Annotated in this window: 11 protein-coding genes and 2 tRNA genes; 3 read left to right on the forward strand and 10 right to left on the reverse strand. The window is 58.5% G+C overall.

Annotated elements, in window-relative coordinates:
* Positions 1 to 104 precede the first annotated feature (104 nt).
* The 5 genes from ACYZT5_RS31050 to rimO form a co-directional block, all read right to left on the reverse strand.
* Entirely contained in the window at positions 105 to 875 is a 771-nt protein-coding gene (locus ACYZT5_RS31050) for an SDR family oxidoreductase (RefSeq protein ID WP_462048707.1), read from the reverse strand.
* Between the two features lie 194 nt (positions 876 to 1,069).
* The gene (locus ACYZT5_RS31055) at positions 1,070 to 1,540 is read right to left on the reverse strand and encodes a YehS family protein (RefSeq protein WP_282482044.1); all 471 of its coding nucleotides are present in this window, start codon (positions 1,538 to 1,540) and stop codon (positions 1,070 to 1,072) included.
* A 75-nt stretch (positions 1,541 to 1,615) separates the two neighbouring features.
* Positions 1,616 to 2,326 carry an rRNA pseudouridine synthase gene (locus tag ACYZT5_RS31060; protein ID WP_462048708.1) on the reverse strand — a complete coding sequence of 237 codons (711 nt, stop codon included), beginning with the start codon at positions 2,324 to 2,326 and terminating at the stop codon, positions 1,616 to 1,618.
* A 190-nt stretch (positions 2,327 to 2,516) separates the two neighbouring features.
* Positions 2,517 to 2,990, reverse strand: coding sequence for a GNAT family N-acetyltransferase (locus tag ACYZT5_RS31065; RefSeq protein WP_462048709.1), 474 nt, complete (start codon positions 2,988 to 2,990; stop codon positions 2,517 to 2,519).
* 125 nt (positions 2,991 to 3,115) lie between these two features.
* On the reverse strand, positions 3,116 to 4,453 hold the full coding sequence (rimO, locus tag ACYZT5_RS31070; protein ID WP_462048710.1) for a 30S ribosomal protein S12 methylthiotransferase RimO: 1,338 nt from the start codon (positions 4,451 to 4,453) through the stop codon (positions 3,116 to 3,118).
* A gap of 288 nt (positions 4,454 to 4,741) precedes the next feature.
* On the opposite strand from rimO, the gene ACYZT5_RS31075 reads away from it, so the two are divergent.
* Positions 4,742 to 6,643: a potassium transporter Kup gene (locus tag ACYZT5_RS31075; RefSeq protein ID WP_462048711.1), complete on the forward strand. Its 1,902-nt coding sequence runs from the start codon at positions 4,742 to 4,744 to the stop codon at positions 6,641 to 6,643.
* Positions 6,644 to 6,735: 92 nt separating this feature from the next.
* Here the strand turns inward: ACYZT5_RS31075 and ACYZT5_RS31080 are convergent, their stop codons facing one another.
* On the reverse strand, positions 6,736 to 7,044 hold the full coding sequence (locus ACYZT5_RS31080; RefSeq protein WP_462048712.1) for a DUF3077 domain-containing protein: 309 nt from the start codon (positions 7,042 to 7,044) through the stop codon (positions 6,736 to 6,738).
* Positions 7,045 to 7,620: 576 nt separating this feature from the next.
* On the opposite strand from ACYZT5_RS31080, the gene ACYZT5_RS31085 reads away from it, so the two are divergent.
* Both ACYZT5_RS31085 and ACYZT5_RS31090 read left to right on the forward strand, forming a co-directional pair.
* Positions 7,621 to 8,388, forward strand: coding sequence for a MarR family transcriptional regulator (locus ACYZT5_RS31085; protein WP_462048714.1), 768 nt, complete (start codon positions 7,621 to 7,623; stop codon positions 8,386 to 8,388).
* A gap of 1 nt (position 8,389) precedes the next feature.
* The gene (locus tag ACYZT5_RS31090) at positions 8,390 to 9,088 is read left to right on the forward strand and encodes a hypothetical protein (RefSeq protein ID WP_462048715.1); all 699 of its coding nucleotides are present in this window, start codon (positions 8,390 to 8,392) and stop codon (positions 9,086 to 9,088) included.
* A 789-nt stretch (positions 9,089 to 9,877) separates the two neighbouring features.
* Here ACYZT5_RS31090 and ACYZT5_RS31095 read toward each other — a convergent pair.
* From ACYZT5_RS31095 to ACYZT5_RS31110, 4 genes are all read right to left on the reverse strand, one after another.
* Positions 9,878 to 11,173 (reverse strand): virulence factor family protein, encoded by a 1,296-nt coding sequence (locus ACYZT5_RS31095; protein ID WP_462048716.1) that lies wholly within the window; start codon positions 11,171 to 11,173, stop codon positions 9,878 to 9,880.
* Positions 11,173 to 13,815, reverse strand: coding sequence for a bifunctional lysylphosphatidylglycerol flippase/synthetase MprF (mprF, locus tag ACYZT5_RS31100; protein WP_462048717.1), 2,643 nt, complete (start codon positions 13,813 to 13,815; stop codon positions 11,173 to 11,175). Before mprF ends, ACYZT5_RS31095 begins: the two co-directional genes overlap by 1 nt.
* A 278-nt stretch (positions 13,816 to 14,093) precedes the next feature.
* A tRNA-Met gene (locus tag ACYZT5_RS31105) sits at positions 14,094 to 14,170 on the reverse strand.
* Positions 14,171 to 14,391: 221 nt separating this feature from the next.
* A tRNA-Met gene (locus ACYZT5_RS31110) sits at positions 14,392 to 14,468 on the reverse strand.
* Positions 14,469 to 14,663: the final 195 nt, after the last annotated feature.

Raw genomic sequence — 14,663 nt, forward strand, 5'->3', positions numbered from 1 at the left:
TCCGCGTGGGAATGCAGCCCGGGACGCTCCGCGTCCCAAAGCGGACGCAGAGCGTCCATTGAGGCATTCCCACGCAGAGCGTGGGAACGATCATTGGGAGGAGGTCAGAGGCTGAACCCACCATCCAAAGGAATAATATTCCCGGTCATGTAAGCCCCAGCCGTACTCGCCAGACTGATCGCCAGCGCCGCCATCTCTTCCTCCCTGCCCCAGCGTTTCATCGGAATCAACGCCGTGTCGTCGGCCAGCGCCTGTTCATCATTGCCGATGTGCTGAGTCATCTTGCTCGGAAATCGCCCCGGCGCGATGACGTTGACGTTGATGTGCTGGCTCACCAGCTCCCGCGCGAGAATCCGTGACAGTTGATGTAGGGCAGCTTTACTCGGCCCGTAGGCATAAGCCTGTTCGCCGAAGGACGAAATCCCGGCCACTGAACCGATGTTAATGATCCGCGCCGGATTGGCGTCAGTTCCTGCCTTGCGTAACAGCGGCAAAAACTGCTGGATGCAGTTGAACACCGAGGTCACGTTGAGCTGCATGACCTTTTCCCAGCCCTTGATCGGGTAGCTTTCCAGCGGCGCTCCCCAGGTAGTGCCGGCGTTGTTCACCAGAATGTCCAGGTGATCGATCTGTTCACTTAGGCGCGTAGCCAGTTGCAGCACGCCTTCTTCGGTGGCCAGGTTGGCCGCCACCCCGTGGCAGCGACCGAGCGCACTCAGCTCCTCGGCGGTTTTCTGGCAGGCCTCGGCATCCCGGGCGCAGACGTACACAGTGGCGCCAGCCTCGACATAAGCCTTGGCGATCATTTTGCCGATACCACGGGTGCCGCCGGTCACCAGAGCGGTGCGGCCTTGCAGGGAAAAGTACGGGTGCATGGCGAATCCTGAGAGCTGAGGGTCAATACACCCTAGTCGTCAGCCGCCAGAAGCGGAGCCACTATTTTTGCGAGGAATGAGGGTCTATACAGACTTGAACTGCCGCCGCCCCTGTAGGAGCACAGCTTGCTGGCGATGGCGTTTTCGAGATCGCCTTCGCCAGCAAGCTGTGCTCCTACAGGTTCGTGGGCGATTTACTGCGGGCGCACGCGCAGGGTCAGGCCCTTGAGGAAGTTGCGCAGCAACTGGTCGCCGCACGGACGGTAGTTGGTATGGCCGAACTTGCGGAACAGCGCGCTCAGCTCAGGCTTGGACACCGGGAACTCGGACGCCTTGAGAATCGCGTGCATGTCGTCTTCTTTCAGTTCGAAGGCCACACGCAGCTTTTTCAGGATGATGTTGTTGGTCACCGGTACTTCGATCGGTTGCGGCGGACGGCTTTCGTCCTTGCCGCGCTTGAAGGTCACCAGGCCGTCGAGGAAATGCGCCATGACTTCGTCCGGGCAGCGTACGAAGCCTTCCTCGTCTTCCTCTTTCTTATCGAGGTACGTCACCAGGTCTTCCAGGGTCACGTTCATGCCGCCGAGTTTGATGATCTCGATGACTTTCTTGTCGCTGATGTCGAGCATGTAGCGCACGCTGCGCAGTACGTCGTTATGAATCATGGTGTGCAATCCTGATATTCAGCAGTGGGCGCCGCATACACAGCGGCGCCGAAAAGTGTGGCGGCGTGAAAAGTATTAGAACTTCTCTTTGCCGGACAGGTAGCGCCATTGCCCCAACGGCACTTTACCGATGGACACGCCGCCAATGCGGATGCGGCGGATGGCGACGACCTTCAGGCCTACGGCCTGGCAGAACAGGGCGATCACGCCCGGTTGCGGGTTCTTCATCGCAAAGCGCAGACGGTTTTCGTTCTGCCAGCTGGCCTTGACCGGCGGCAGTTCCTTGCCCTTGTAGGTCAGGCCGTGGTTCAGGCGGTTAAGACCGTGCGCCACCATCTCGCCCTCAACTTCGACCACATACTCTTGCTCGATCTTGGCGGAGTCGGCGGTGAGTTTGCGCAGGATCTTCCAGTCCTGGGTGAACACCAGCAGACCGCTGGCATTGGCCTGCAGGTCGGTGCTGGCGGTCAGGCGCAGGAAGTGGCCCTTGAGCGGACGTTTGCTGAAGCGGTGTTCTTCGCTCAGGGTCTCGGCGCTGATCGTCGCCATGGCCGTTTCCGTATCCATGCCCACAGGCACGTTCAGCAGGAGGGTCACCGGCTCCGGCGCAGTGGCCTTGGCTTCTGGATCAAGCTCGACTTTTTGCGTGTCGACCTTGAACTGCGGCTCGTCGATGACTTCGCCGTCCACGGAGACCCAGCCGCCCTCGATGAACAGCTCAGCCTCCCGACGGGAACAGCCGACGAGTTCGATGAGGCGTTTGGAGAGACGAATCGGGTCAGTCATGACAGGGCCGTAACAAAAAAGGGGTGGGCATTGTACCTGCCTGGCGCCGGTTAATCCCGGCTCCATTTGTGCTGTACAGCTTTTTGTGGGAGCGAGCCTGCTCGCGAAAGCGGTGGATCAGTCAATTTATCTGTTGAATGACACACCGCTTTCACGAGCAGGCTCGCTCCCACAGTTGTCCCGAGTCTCGTCAGCCATGCCGCGAGTGCTGCTGGTTTTGGCGCAAGCGCATGTGCAGCAGCGGATATGGCTGGCCCATGCCGTCATGCTCGGAGCGACCGATCACCTCGAAGCCCTGTTTGAAGTAGAAACCCAGGGCTTGCGGGTTCTGTTCGTTGACGTCCAGTTCATCGGCATTCAGGTGTTCCATGGCATAGCGTAGCAACTGCTTGCCCAGGCCCTGGCCACGGTGAGCCGGGTCAATGAAGAGCATTTCGATCTTGCCCGCCGCGACCCCGGCGAACCCGGTAATGCGCTGGCGCGGGTCTTTGGTGCAGATCAGCATCACCGCGTCGAGGTAACGGGTCAGCACCAGGTTCTTCAGCAATTCGATGTAGCTGTCCGGCAGAAAGTCATGGGTGGCGCGGACCGAGGCTTCCCAGAGCTGAGTGAGTTCTTCGTAGTCGCTCTGTTTCGGCGTGTGGATGACCGAATGTTGGCGCATGGCCGGCTGCTCCTTTTTTTAATAGCCGTTTCTGTGAATGTCGAGAATCCTTTCTTCACAAAACGATAGACGTAAAAAAGCCCCGCATCTCGTCAAGAGAGCGGGGCTTTTCGTATTTTTTGCGTTTAGATCTGTTCAGCCCACAGGTCGTATTCGTCGGCGTCGGTCACTTTGCACCAGACTTTATCGCCTGGTTTCAGGTTGCTGCCGTTGTCGATGAACACGTTGCCGTCGATTTCCGGGGCATCGAAGAAGCATCGGCCGACTGCGCCTTGCTCGTCGACTTCGTCCACCAGCACTTCGATTTCACGGCCAACGCGCATTTGCAGACGAGCCGAACTGATGGCTTGCTGGTGCGCCATGAAGCGATCCCAGCGGTCTTGTTTGACGTCGTCCGGAACGATGTCCAGGTCCAGGTCATTGGCGGGTGCGCCATCAACCGGCGAGTACTGGAAGCAGCCGACGCGGTCGAGCTGGGCTTCGGTCAGCCAGTTCAGCAGGTACTGGAAGTCTTCTTCGGTTTCGCCGGGGAAGCCGACGATGAAGGTCGAACGGATGATCAGGTCCGGACAGATTTCGCGCCAGTTCTTGATTCGGGCCAGGGTCTTGTCTTCGAAGGCCGGGCGTTTCATGGCTTTCAGGACTTTCGGGCTGGCGTGCTGGAACGGGATGTCCAGGTACGGCAGGATTTTCCCGGCGGCCATCAGCGGAATCAGCTCGTCGACGTGTGGGTACGGGTAAACATAGTGCAGACGCACCCAGACGCCGAGGGTGCTCAGGGCTTCGCAGAGTTCGGTCATGCGGGTTTTCACCGGCGCGCCGTTCCAGAAACCGGTGCGATATTTCACGTCGACGCCGTAGGCGCTGGTGTCCTGGGAGATCACCAACAGCTCTTTGACGCCGGCCTTGACCAGGCGCTGAGCTTCGTCGAGTACGTCACCGACCGGGCGGCTGACCAGTTTGCCGCGCATCGACGGGATGATGCAGAAGCTGCAGCTGTGGTTGCAGCCTTCGGAAATCTTCAGGTAGGCGTAGTGGCGCGGGGTCAGTTTGATCCCTTGCGGCGGCACCAGGTCGATCAGCGGGTTGTGATCCTGACGCGGCGGCACGGCGTCGTGCACGGCGTTGACCACTTGCTCGTACTGCTGCGGACCGGTCACGGCCAGCACGCTTGGGTGCACGTTACGAATGTTGCCTTCTTCGACACCCATGCAGCCGGTCACGATGACCTTGCCGTTTTCCTTGATGGCTTCGCCGATCACTTCCAAAGATTCAGCCTTGGCCGAGTCGATGAAGCCGCAGGTGTTGACCACCACGACGTCGGCGTCCTGATAAGTGGACACAACGTCATAGCCTTCCATACGCAGCTGGGTAAGGATGCGCTCGGAGTCGACCAGTGCTTTGGGGCAACCCAGGGATACGAAGCCAACCTTTGGATTGGCCGGCGCAGGAGTGGTGGACATGTCTAACCTCGGTATTTGTGACGCCTCCAGCCGAAGACGGCAAGGCGACAGACGGGCGTTTGGCACGCCTCTGATCAAAAAGTGCGCAATTCTAGCGATGGGAGGCGCACTTGACCAGCTTTATGCAGGGAAATACGACGAGTGCTGCGCTATGCTTCGCGCCGTTACGCTTTACCGAATTTTTACAGTCAACAAAACGTCTGTAACCATAAGTAAAACAGCGCATGCTGCACGGCAAAGCATAGTGCTTCTTCCAAAGAAGTCCGGTCTGGGTAGTAGGAGTGGTGGATGGGTCAGGCAAGTAGTCAGGCGGCAGGCGCCGAGCATTCGGCAGCGAAGCCGATCGGCATGCTGGTCGCGGCGGTCGGGGTAGTTTATGGCGATATCGGCACGAGCCCGCTGTACACCCTCAAAGAAGTGTTTTCCGGTGGCTATGGCGTGCCCGTCAATCATGACGGGGTGCTGGGGATTCTGGCGCTGATCTTCTGGTCGCTGATCTGGGTTGTGTCGATCAAGTACATGATGTTCGTACTGCGCGCCGACAACCAGGGCGAAGGCGGAATCATGGCCTTGACTGCACTGGCTCGGCGGGCTGCGGCGGGGCATCCCAAGTTGAGGGGGTTGCTGGTGGTCTGCGGGCTGATTGGTGCGGCGCTGTTTTACGGCGACAGCATGATCACGCCGGCGATTTCCGTTCTCTCGGCCATTGAAGGCCTGGGGCTGGCATTCGAGGGCATCGACCATTGGGTGGTGCCGCTGTCGTTGATCGTGCTGGTGGCGCTGTTCCTGATTCAGAGTCACGGCACCGCGCGGATCGGCATTCTGTTCGGGCCGATCATGGTCACCTGGTTCGTGGTGCTGGGGGCGTTGGGTGTCTACGGCATCATGCAGCACCCGGAAGTGTTGCAAGCGATGAACCCGGTGTGGGGCGTGCGTTTCTTTGTCGCGCATCCAGGTATGGGTGTGACTATTCTCGGCGCCGTGGTCCTCGCACTGACCGGTGCCGAAGCGCTGTACGCCGACATGGGTCACTTCGGTCGCAAGCCGATTGCCCGTGCATGGTTCATTCTGGTGCTGCCGGCGCTGGTGCTGAACTACTTCGGCCAGGGTGCGCTGCTGCTCGGTGATCCGGAAGCCGCTCGTAACCCGTTCTACCTGTTGGCACCGAGCTGGGCGCTGATTCCATTGGTCGGCTTGTCGACAATGGCCACCGTGATTGCCTCCCAGGCGGTGATTTCCGGTGCGTTCTCCCTGACGCGTCAGGCGATTCAGCTCGGCTACATTCCGCGCATGCACATTCGGCACACCTCCAGCGCCGAACAAGGCCAGATCTACATTGGCGCGGTGAACTGGGCGCTGATGGTCGGCGTAATCCTGTTGGTGCTGGGCTTCGAATCCTCCGGTGCCCTGGCCTCGGCCTACGGTGTGGCCGTGACGGGCACGATGCTGATGACCACCATCCTGGTGTCGGCGGTGATATTGCTGCTGTGGAAATGGCCTCCGGTCCTCGCGGTTCCGCTGTTGCTCGGTTTCCTGTTGGTGGACGGTCTGTACTTCGCTGCCAACGTGCCGAAAATCATTCAGGGCGGGGCGTTCCCGGTGATTGCCGGTATCGTGCTGTTTGTGCTGATGACCACCTGGAAGCGCGGCAAGCAACTGCTGGTCGATCGTCTCGACGAAGGTGGATTACCGCTACCGATCTTCATCGGCAGTATTCGCGTGCAACCGCCGCATCGCGTCCAGGGCACCGCCGTATTCCTGACCGCGCGGCCGGATGCCGTGCCTCATGCGCTGTTGCACAACCTGCTGCATAACCAGGTGCTGCACGACCAAGTGGTGTTGCTGACGGTGGTGTACGAAGACATCCCGCGGGTGCCTGCGCAACGGCGTTTCGAGGTTGAATCCCACGGCGAAGGTTTCTTCCGGGTGATCCTGCACTTTGGCTTCGTCGACGAGCCGGATGTGCCGCAAGCGTTGAAGCTGTGTCATCTCGATGATCTGGACTTCAGCCCGATGCGCACCACCTACTTCCTGAGCCGCGAGACGGTCATCGCTTCCAAGCTTGAAGGCATGGCACGCTGGCGTGAGGCGCTGTTCGCCTTCATGTTGCAGAACGCCAACGGTAATTTGCGCTTCTTCAATCTGCCGCTGAACCGGGTGATTGAGTTGGGGACTCAGGTGGAGATGTAAGCCCCACCCCATCAAAAAGCCCCCGTTGCCAGTGTGGTAGCGGGGGTTTTTTTATGTCTGGTGTCTCGGTGCCTTTAATTGCGCTCAGGCCGCTATTTTTTAGATTCGGCCTTTGTCCGAGCAGGTGGCGGCGTCAGCACCTTCACCACATCATCTATCACTGCCTTACTCATTGCCGTCAGATAATGCGCGGCCCAGGCGTGTCGGTCGGTGTCTCGGGCGTAGGCAGCATCTTTAGTCAGCTCCTTGGCAAGGAACAGAAAATCAGAGGCCATGGCTAGCGCATCACCGAGGGGAACATCTCGACTGACACGGAACAGCGCCTGATTTGAGCAGTAGATGAAGGGGGTGAGGCCGATGGTTTTCAGTTCTGAGGGGGCGGGCGAATCTGTTTTGCTCATGGTGTAACTCCTAAACTTGAGGAGCCGCCGCGTTCGTTTCCAAGCGAATGGGTGGCAGCTGTGCGCAGGTTGGAAAACCGGGAGCTTAGGAAACCGGCACGTCCGAAGACGTCCCACGCACAGCCGCCATGACACAGGATTGCAGCCGTAAACGTCTGCGGTCATGTTGGGCACGTTGTTGCTATTCGCTCGTCGGGTTTCCAAGCCCGATCGCTGAATGGTCAGCGACGTCCGGAGAGTATCCCGTCGAAGAAAAGCGCAACAAGGCGGCAAAGTGCCCAAACGCGAGATTCGGAGTTTGCCTACAAGGTCTGCGGGCGTCATCCGATATTGCGACACCTTAAGTAAACGAAACTAAACGTGACGAGCGATTTTATTAGTCGCTGGATTTTTGCATTGTTGAGCAGATCAATGAAAACGGAGTTGTCACTATCCCACCTGTTCGCGAATTGGCAGACGATCTGCAGGCTTCCCAGTGAAACCTGATAAATATCGTAAGGGCTTGACGGCTCGATATTTCCAATGAGACAAGTGTCCACGTTTTATGGAATGTGGACACTTGGAGTTTCTAGCCTCATGAAGAGTCAAGATATTTTGCTTTTGTTCAAGATGGCCAGCCTGCATGCCCAAGAAGAAAATCTTTTGGGGACGATGGAATCTGAGTCGAATTCGAACATGGTTGAGGAATTGTTGAAGCCCCAGCAGATAAATCGAATGACGGCAGGGGGGCGAGTGGGGCAGCCGCTAGTCATCTACCCCGCTGATGGTGAAGAAACTGTATTCCACCGCCAGGAGTTCGACTCACCGTTGGGCTATGAGGATGGGTGGGAAGGGTGGTCGGAGCCTGTATCTTCTCCGCCGCTGGCGAGTTGGAGTGAAGGTTACTCGTTGCGTGCGTTGTCTGCGTCTCTTGGGCTAAGCAAAAGCGAGGTTTCAAACTCTATAGCAAGGTGTCGTGAGTCCGGAATGCTCACCAATGACTACGACACCGGGCTTCCGAAAGTTAATCGGCGAGAGCTGCTGAAAATCACCGAGCACGCTCTGAAATACTTTTTTCCCGTGAGGCCGGGCGCGATGGTTCGCGGTATTCCAACAGGCTTCGCAGCGCCAGCGCTGTCCAAAAGCATCAAGAGCGCTGGCGGGTTGATTCCGGTTTGGCCTGATGCACTCGGAACTGAGCGTGGTCAGGCGATAGTGCCGCTCTACAAGACGGTGCCGGAAGCGGTGAAGAGGGACAGAACCCTTTATCATTATCTTGCGCTTGTTGATGCGATCCGTCTTGGTGGCCCACGAGAGTGTGGTGTGGCGGTTAACATTCTAAAAGCAGGGATGGGGCTGAAATAACATGTCATCAAACGCTGATCACAACTATGAGCTCATAGAATTTGTTGCAGATGGCTTGGGTGAGGCGTTTCTCGCTGAGGTTGCCTTTGTCGGCGGTTGCACCACAGCCATGTTGGTCACTGATGCTGCTGTGCTGGACGACATTCGTTTCACCGATGATGTTGATTTGGTGATCGAGCTGGCAGGCATTAGCGCCTGGCAACACCTCACAGAACGGCTGGCGGCTAAGAACTTCAAGATCACCGGTGAGGATGAGGTCAACTGTCGTTTCCGCTTCAACGACGTCGTCGTTGACGTGATGCCTTCTGACCCCGCTGTTCTCGGATATGCCAACCGTTGGTTCGTGGAGGGGCTGGCGAGGGCTGATAAATTTACGTTGCCCAGCGGTAACGTAATTCAGATATTTAAACCGACTTACTTTCTTGCGACGAAACTAGAGGCCTTTAGCGGTCGCGGTGAGGGCGACCCCTACCACAAAGACGTCGAAGACATCATCATCTTGATTGATGGTCGTACAGAGCTTTTGGAGGAGGTTCGCGAAGCCGAGTCTGAGCTCAAGGAATTCATCACGACTGGAATTCGAGAACTCACGGTGCTCAGTGGTATCGACTACGTGATTGAAAGCTCGGGCTCGGTGCAGGCTAATCCGGGAAGAGGGCGAATCATTCACATGCGCATGAAGGACCTGGGCAACGCATGAGATACGACACCAGATCAGTAATAGGGCGGACTAGGAAAGCCAATCATGACTGTGCTGGAGCTCTCTGCGACGGCGACAGAGGGCTGTTCGTCATCACGGACGGTACGTCGAAGCCCGGCAGCGGCCAACTGGCTGAATGCTTCGTAAAAGGTGTTTTAGCGGCCTACCCGAAACACATAGATCAGGGGGGAGATATCACTGGGCACGGAGCAGTTGAGCAAGTACTTAGTTCAGTGCTGGCCGAGCTTCACCCCGCTTTGTTTGCGAACCAGACAGGGACCACGTGTTACCTGATCGGTTTCGCTGCTCATGGGAAGCTCACGCTTGCGTATGAGGGTGACTGTTCGTGTGGTGTAGTGACACCGGCAGGCACGATCGAGTGGATTACGCCGCCCCACTGCAAGGCCAATTGGAGACGAGACCGTTCGCACCATGAGCTGGCGCAAGATCCGGCTCGAAACTGGGTAACCCGATGCCTGAAGGTTAATCGTGCCCCGGACCCTGACTTTGTTTTTCACCCATTGGCCGTCGGTGAGCGACTGGTGTTCGTAACCGATGGCTTCTGGGCGGAGTTAACGGAGTCGCAGCAAAGCAGCTTGCTGGCAGCACCGGATAGCGACTTTATCGCTGTTGAAGATGACGTAACGTGGATAGATGTTCAGCTTTAGCCTTGGAAGCACAGAACATCGACATGAAGTCCGGCTAGCTGGTAGCGCTTTATGTTTGTACATGTAAAAAAGCCCCCGCAACCTTGAGACTGCGGGGGCTTTTTTGTCAGCGGAACTCAGATCATTCCTGAACCGCCGTCTCCTTCGCTTGACGCTTCTCGATCACATCCACCAGGCGCTGGGCCAGGGCCGGGTAGTTCTCGTCGAAGTGATGACCGCCTGGCAGTTTCATCGCTTCGCCCACCGCAGTCTTGTCGGTGCAGCCGCTTTCGTCGACTTCTTCTTCACCGTAGATGCACACCACTTTCTCCGGCGGCAGCTTGGCCATTTCCGGGCCGGTGGCGGCTTCTTTGCCAGCGTTGCCGAGCCAGCCTTCGACTTCGATTTCGAAGCTGCCGGTACGGGCGAAAGCCAACAGGATGATTGCGTCGACGCGTTGCTGTTCCGATGCTTCCAAACGGTTGTAAATCGCCGGCAATACGTCGGCGCCGAACGAGTAGCCCGTCAGGATGAAGCGCTTGGTGCCCCATTTCTGACGGTAGTGCTGCATCAGTTCGGCCAGGTCCAGAGCGCTTTGCTCAGGGCTCTTGTGCTGCCAGTAGTAACGCAAGGTGTCGATGCCGACCACCGGGTAGCCGATCTTCGCCATCTCGCCCGCTACGTCGCGGTCCAGGTCGCGCCAGCCGCCGTCACCGGACAGGAACAGGGTCACGGTGTCCTTGGCTTGACCGGCGGGCACTTCGACCACCGGGATCTGCAGACCGCCGGCGGCTTTATCGCCGCCAACGAGGATCTTGCGCAGTTCGTTGTTCAGCACTTGCGGCAGGTTGATGTCGTAGTCGCTGATGCTGGTTTCGGCGTTGGGTTGGTCGCGCACGAAGCCGGCGCTGGTGTCGTCCGGGTTGTCGTTCCAGGCCACCAGCCAGTGGCCGTGAGCGGCGTTTTTGGGCAGCAGGTGAGTGCAGCCGGGTTTTTCCAGGGCCAGGTCCACCGAGACGGCCTGGGCCTTGTCGCTCTTTTGCTCGGACAACCAGCGCCACGCCAGCACGGCGCCAGGGCCGATACCGCTGACCAGGGTCGCCGGGCCTTTGAGCTCTCTCAGGGCCGATTGCAGGGCGCGACTTTGCAGCAGGCAGTCTTTGGGCAGGATCACCTGAATAATCTGCGCCGAGCCGGTGCGGCTCAGGGTTATTAATTGTTTATCGCTGAGCTTCTGGTCTTCATTGACCGCCACCAGCACCTGGGCGCGTGGCGTGTTACCGGGAATGACACGGGTCATCACGGCGCCATCGGCCGGCGTCAGCTGTTCGAGGGTCGGTTCGGGTGCCGGGCGTTTCAGGTACCAGTAACCGCCACCGAGAATCAGGGCCAGCACTACCAGTGTGGCCAGTACGTACCGCAAGGAGCGTTGAATCATCAGCGTTTCACCAATCCAGTCAAGCCGCCCGCAATCAGGGCAGCAGTGTCGGCCAGGGCAACCAGCGGATCAAGTCCGGCGGGCACGGCCATATAACGGGGTTCCCAGTCAGGCTGGAATTTGTCTTTGAAGCGGCGCAAACCTTGGAAGTTGTAGAGCTGCTCACCACGGCGGAAAACCATCGAGCCCAGACGCTGGGTCAGTGGTGCACCACGTCGGGGTTGCAACCCCGACAACGGCACCATGCCCAGGCTGAAGCGCGCATATCCATGATTTTTATAATGTTGAATCAGGCCGACCATCATGAACTCCATGGTCAGCTTGGGGGCGTCCGGGTGCGCGCGCATCAGATCGAGGCTGGCCAGGTCATGACCGTAGGTCTCGAGCAGGTTGGCGAACGCCACCGGGCGCCCTTCGAAACGAATCACGGCGACTCGGAAATGCTTGATGTAGTCATCGCTGAAACGGCCGAGGGAGAAACCTTTCTCACGCACGTTTTTTCCGGTCAGCCAGGCATCGGAAATCACCTTGAGCTCATCCATCGGCGCTTGCCCCGGATCAAAGATCTCCAGAGACAAGCCATCGCGAGTGCCACGGTTCCAGGTGTAACGCAGGTCTTTCATCTCTTTGCCCTTGGCTTCGAGATCAAAGCGAAGCAGATCGACCCGGGCTTCTTCGCCGAGCTTGATCGCGGTCAGGCCGATGTCCATGTAGTACGGCAGGTTCTCGGCGCGCACTTGATAGAACACTGGGCGGGCGTGGTGGATGTCGCAGAGGTCGCGGAACTGCCAGATCATTTCCGCCCGTTGCTGGGTCGGGCCGATCGGGTCATACAAGGCCACCAGGCTGCGACCACGGCGAGCGTACATCAGGAACGCCTCGTCGTTGGGGTGGAACAGCAACGCTTTGTCACCGGTCAGCGCGAGGCCGCCGTCGGGTTGGGACGAAGCCATGAGGATCTTTACCGCGCGATCCAGTTCATCCGGTGTCGGCAGATGGATCACCGGGCGCGCGGTGCGCAGCAGCCAGGTCAGCGACACCACCACCAGCAGAACTGCGGCACCGAGCAGCGAGCGCAAGCCACGCGGGGCATCGGCGTCGAGGGTGAACTGCCACCAGAGTTGGTGGCTGTACGGGACGTCCTGATAGGCGAACAGCAACAGCCAGATCGACGCACCGAGTACGCACAGGCTGGACACCAGATACAGCGGCGAGAACGGTACTTCGGTCAGACGGCTGGGGCGATAGAACGAGCTGCGGAAAACCCCCAACAGGCTCGCAGTCAGGGCCAGCAGGCAGGCTTCTTCCCAGTCAAAGCCCTTGAGCAGGGAGAGCAGGGCACCGACCAGCAACAATATGGTGGTCAACATCCAGGCGGCCGACAGTCGGCGGCGCAGCCCTTGAGCCAGCAGCAAGCAAAGCACACCGATCAGGCTGGCACCGAAGTGTGAGGCGTCGACCAATCGATGCGGGATCAGAAAACCGATGTGTTCCAGGCGTGTGTCGATTTCCGGGGTGGCACCGGAGAACAACAGCACCACGCCGGACAGAAATACCAGCACCGCTAGAATCGGCGCGGCCAGGCCGGACGCAACCCTCAAGGACTGACGCGATTGAAACAGGCGCTGACCTTCGTTGATCAGCAGGAATACGCAGGCCACCAGCAACGGCAGCACTACGTAGATCAGGCGATAGAGCAGCAGGGCGGCAGCAAGTGGCGCGGCGCCGAGTGTGTCGGAGAACGCGGCCAGCAGAATCGCTTCGAACACCCCGACCCCGCCGGGAACGTGGCTGAGCACGCCGGCGGCCAGGGCCAGCAGGTACACCAGCAGGAACGCGCCGAAAGGCGGGGCTTCAGGCAGCAGCAGATAGAGCACGGTTGCCGCGGCGGCGACGTCCAGGGCCGTGATGATCAGTTGCAGGAACGTCAGGCGACGGCCCGGCAGGCGCAAGGTGCGGCGCCCAACCTTGACCAGCAAGTTGTCTGGATAAGGCTGTTCTGGCAGGCGGCGGCGGTAGATGCCGATGGCCAGCACCGTGAACAGCAGCAGTACGGCCAACGCAATCGCGCCGAGTAACGTCTCGGACAGACTCAGGGCGGTAGAGGCCGCCGGCAGGTTGCTGAGGGTGGCGAGTGCGGCCAGGGGGGGTAGGGCGCAGCCGAGCGAGAGGCTGGCGAACAGCGTCATGTGGGCGACTTCAGACGCTCCCAGGCCATGACGTGCATATAAACGGTAACGAACCGAGCCTCCCGAGAGCATCGAAAGGCCGATGGCATTGCCGATGGCGAATGCGGTGAACCCGCCCAGGGCCAGGATTCGCGGCGCCAGTTCCACGCCCGCGTAGCGGCTGGCCGACCATTCGTAGCCCAGCAGAATGATGAAGCCGATCACGGTCGCGCCCAGCGCGCCCAATAATGCCGGTTTCGGAACGTCGAGAATCGAGTCGTGCAGAGCGTACAGATCGAGTTCGCTCAGCAGGTGGCGACAGGCAATCAGCGCGATAGCGAACAACAGCAAAGTGACTGCCAGGCCGATGGGCTGGCGGTATTTGCTGATTCGATCAAGCAAGCGCAGACGCTCGGCCTTGATCGGTTGTGTCGCTGTGACGGTGTCTTGTGGATCAGACGAGTTGGCGCGCATCAATCACCTCTTGGATTGTGCGCGACAGGATGGGGGTATCCAGCCAAGTTACCAATCCCTGTAGAAAAAAATAATCACAAATATTAACGCCTCTCACCGGGTATCGGCGATGGTACGTCATCAGTCGTAGAGGGTTTTGTCTGCGGTTCAGCATAGTCTGGGCTCAGCGTATGGGTGATCCCGAACGGCTCACTACACAGTGGCAGATCATTGTTGCGAAAGGACTTTTTCAACAGATACAAAAAAGGCCACTCTTTCGAGTAGCCTTTTTTGATGTTTGGTTGCGGGAGCCGGATTTGAACCGACGACCTTCGGGTTATGAGCCCGACGAGCTACCAGACTGCTCCATCCCGCGTCTGTGTGGCGGCATTCTACAGGCGAACGCCGGAGTGTCAACCGTTAATCCTGAATAGGGTCAAATAAGTATAAATGAACGGCGGACGGTCGTGAGGGAGACCTAAGCTTCGGAATCAGAACGATTTCTCATTTCTGCGCCGTGCAGGTGTAAGCACTTCATCTGTGCAAAACAAGCGCGCACAAAAAAGGCCACTCTTTCGAGTAGCCTTTTTTGATGTTTGGTTGCGGGAGCCGGATTTGAACCGACGACCTTCGGGTTATGAGCCCGACGAGCTACCAGACTGCTCCATCCCGCGTCTGTGTGTCGGCATTCTACAGAGGATCGGCGGGCTGTCAACCTTCAATCCAGAAAAAACCTCTTCCCGTTCAATCGCTTAGCTTGAAAAGAGGGCCGTGTGATCGGCTGAAAGGCTAGTGTGGCAAGGCTTTCAGCTCTATCGGGCGAAGCTTTTCGATTGAAAAATTAAATTCATCCGGCACTTTTCCTACGA

Source organism: Pseudomonas sp. LB3P14 (assembly GCF_054898045.1).

Coding starts and splice junctions, on each gene's coding strand:
- ACYZT5_RS31050 (WP_462048707.1), bottom strand. CDS start 875: ATGCACCCGTACTTTTCCCTGCAAGGCCGCACCGCTCTGGTGACCGGC.
- ACYZT5_RS31055 (WP_282482044.1), bottom strand. CDS start 1,540: ATGATTCATAACGACGTACTGCGCAGCGTGCGCTACATGCTCGACATC.
- ACYZT5_RS31060 (WP_462048708.1), bottom strand. CDS start 2,326: ATGACTGACCCGATTCGTCTCTCCAAACGCCTCATCGAACTCGTCGGC.
- ACYZT5_RS31065 (WP_462048709.1), bottom strand. CDS start 2,990: ATGCGCCAACATTCGGTCATCCACACGCCGAAACAGAGCGACTACGAA.
- rimO (WP_462048710.1), bottom strand. CDS start 4,453: ATGTCCACCACTCCTGCGCCGGCCAATCCAAAGGTTGGCTTCGTATCC.
- ACYZT5_RS31075 (WP_462048711.1), top strand. CDS start 4,742: ATGGGTCAGGCAAGTAGTCAGGCGGCAGGCGCCGAGCATTCGGCAGCG.
- ACYZT5_RS31080 (WP_462048712.1), bottom strand. CDS start 7,044: ATGAGCAAAACAGATTCGCCCGCCCCCTCAGAACTGAAAACCATCGGC.
- ACYZT5_RS31085 (WP_462048714.1), top strand. CDS start 7,621: ATGAAGAGTCAAGATATTTTGCTTTTGTTCAAGATGGCCAGCCTGCAT.
- ACYZT5_RS31090 (WP_462048715.1), top strand. CDS start 8,390: ATGTCATCAAACGCTGATCACAACTATGAGCTCATAGAATTTGTTGCA.
- ACYZT5_RS31095 (WP_462048716.1), bottom strand. CDS start 11,173: ATGATTCAACGCTCCTTGCGGTACGTACTGGCCACACTGGTAGTGCTG.
- mprF (WP_462048717.1), bottom strand. CDS start 13,815: ATGCGCGCCAACTCGTCTGATCCACAAGACACCGTCACAGCGACACAA.